This window comes from Dictyoglomus sp. (assembly GCA_025060475.1).
Lineage (GTDB): Bacteria > Dictyoglomota > Dictyoglomia > Dictyoglomales > Dictyoglomaceae > NZ13-RE01.
Genome location: JANXBZ010000054.1, coordinates 1 through 682, shown reverse-complemented (window position 1 = coordinate 682; position 682 = coordinate 1). Strand labels below are relative to the sequence as shown.

Genomic DNA, 682 nt, shown 5'->3' with positions numbered 1-682 from the left:
TTTATTAACCTCTAAAATTAGAGCTTGTTGGTTAATATATTTGTTATAGAATAATTTTTCTTCTCTTTTGAGTTTTTTAGTAATCATGCTAATGAAACACTTATCACTCCTTTTATTTTACCTTTCATGTCAATTCTAAATTCAATCATATAAAAAACTTTTGTTATTTCCTCTTCTTCTTCTCCAAATTCAAATGCAAAATATGCTCCACTCATGTTATCAAATAATTGAATACGACCATTTTGCCCTCTTATATTTACATCTATACGTGCAAGGTATGATACATTCATATTAGCATGGCCAGTAAATTTAAAATAATTATTTTGAGAATCGAAATTAAGATAAGGTTCAAAATTCTCAGTATATGGATTGTAAACTAAGTATTCAGGATTTAGGGAAATGTATTCCTCTCCTTGATGATTTATATCTAATTTAAAAATAGCTCCATATGGCTTAAAACGAGTTTTGCTCACTGTAGCAAGAGGAAAAGCTCTATTCACCTCTCTCTTATTCCACATACTTTTATCTCTCCTCTTATATCGAATTCTCTTTTTTGTATATATTGCTCATCTTCTTTTGTTTCTACAAATCCATTGTCAGTTTCTTCATATGAATAACCATTGAAAGAAGAATAAGTATAATATCCATCTCTTATAATCTCATAACTCCGACTTTGAGGATA

At 28.4% G+C, this 682-nt stretch carries 2 protein-coding genes; both read right to left on the bottom strand.

Going from position 1 to position 682, the window contains the following annotated elements:
• Window positions 1–83 precede the first annotated feature (83 nt).
• Complete coding sequence (locus NZ841_08515) at window positions 84–518, bottom strand: hypothetical protein (protein MCS7202802.1); 435 nt, start codon at window positions 516–518, stop codon at window positions 84–86.
• A partial coding sequence (locus NZ841_08510; GenBank protein MCS7202801.1) for a hypothetical protein occupies window positions 497–682 on the bottom strand: 186 nt, incomplete at its 5' end. The genes NZ841_08515 and NZ841_08510, both read right to left, overlap by 22 nt.

What these genes read in the sequence shown, in the direction of transcription:
- NZ841_08515 (MCS7202802.1), bottom strand. Translation starts at nt 518, where the DNA reads ATGTGGAATAAGAGAGAGGTGAATAGAGCTTTTCCTCTTGCTACAGTG.